The organism is Streptomyces sp. NPDC004609, from assembly GCF_042873655.1.
In the GTDB taxonomy this organism is placed as follows: domain Bacteria; phylum Actinomycetota; class Actinomycetes; order Streptomycetales; family Streptomycetaceae; genus Streptomyces.
The window spans coordinates 1-1,109 of sequence record NZ_JBIALS010000105.1 but is presented as its reverse complement, the minus strand read 5'-3'; the positions used below and the strand labels follow the sequence as shown (position 1 = coordinate 1,109).

The 1,109-nt window shown below is 66.3% G+C and carries 1 protein-coding gene; it reads right to left on the bottom strand.

The genetic code is table 11. The features are described 5' to 3' along the window. Positions 1-122: 122 nt before the first annotated feature. Positions 123-821, bottom strand: coding sequence for a hypothetical protein (locus tag ACFYT4_RS36220; protein WP_389279191.1), 699 nt, complete (start codon positions 819-821; stop codon positions 123-125). Positions 822-1,109 lie beyond the last annotated feature (288 nt).

The window sequence follows — 1,109 nt, the reverse complement described above, 5'->3', positions numbered from 1 at the left end:
CACGAACCGCTCATGCAGAGCGTCCAGCTCACCCGCCCACAACCTGACACCAGCAAGGTCCCCACCCATAACTGCATCAACGACCGAGCCTGCCAACAGTCACGCCAAACACCGTTGCAGTACTAGGAAGCGGGCGGGGGCGCGTACAGGAACTTCGCCGGGTACGCGGGGCTTCCGGGCTGGTCCAGCGTCACGTAGATCTCGTAGCCCTCGTCGAATCCCGAGTCCTCGAAGGCGAATCCGAGCGAGGCGTCATCCCGGTTGCCCGGCTCCACGTCGAGGATGAAGAAGCCGGCGCCCTCGGAGTCCTCCCCGGGAAGCCAGTCGACCTGCTTCATGGACTTGCCGTTGTCATGCCGCTTGACGGTGACGTGCACTCGGCCGTCCACCTTCAGCGGCCGGGTCCCCTCGTTCGTGATCTGAATGAGCACGTACCTGCGCTGAGAGCCCGCGGGCGCGACCACCCCGCTCGAACTCCCGGCTGCCACGACATCCGTGACGCTGATCAGCACGTCGTTCGGCATGGGGTAGCCCTCGGTGAGTTTGATGAAGTGCTTCGGGGGCTTCGAGGATGCGCCGGACGGCGTGCCCTGCGATGACGGTTTGACGGCCGTCGGCTTGCCGCTCGGGTACGTCGAGGGTTCGCCCGCGGCACCGGAATCAGCCGCTGAAGCCGTCGGGGCGGCCCCGGAAGGCGTGTCCCCGCCATCGATCGCCGCCGTGTCCCGGCACCCGCTGAGGACCAGCGCCAGGAAAGCCGCTGCGGCCGTGATGACAAGACGGTTACGGGTACGGCTGGTGGTGCGATTCGCAGTGCGCATCGGTCTGCTCCCCCTGGGCCGCTCCCGGAGAGTCCGGGAACACGGTGAAGGACACGCGCTCGGCGTCCGCCGGTTCGCCGCTCCATGTACTCGTTGCGTCCAGGGATTGTCACCGCCATGCCACAGCGTGCCGTCCAGCCCGTCGAAGCGTCCCCTTCTCCGATACAGGCCCACCGGACATGACCACGTCCGTCTAGGGAGCGTATTGCGTCTTGATCAATCTGCGGGATCTGCCTTCGCGGCAGGGTCTGGACGGGTAGACCTTCTTGGGTGACGCGAGTGCAACTG

Excerpts from the sequence above, each read along its gene's own strand:
- ACFYT4_RS36220 (WP_389279191.1), bottom strand. The coding sequence starts at position 821 with ATGCGCACTGCGAATCGCACCACCAGCCGTACCCGTAACCGTCTTGTC.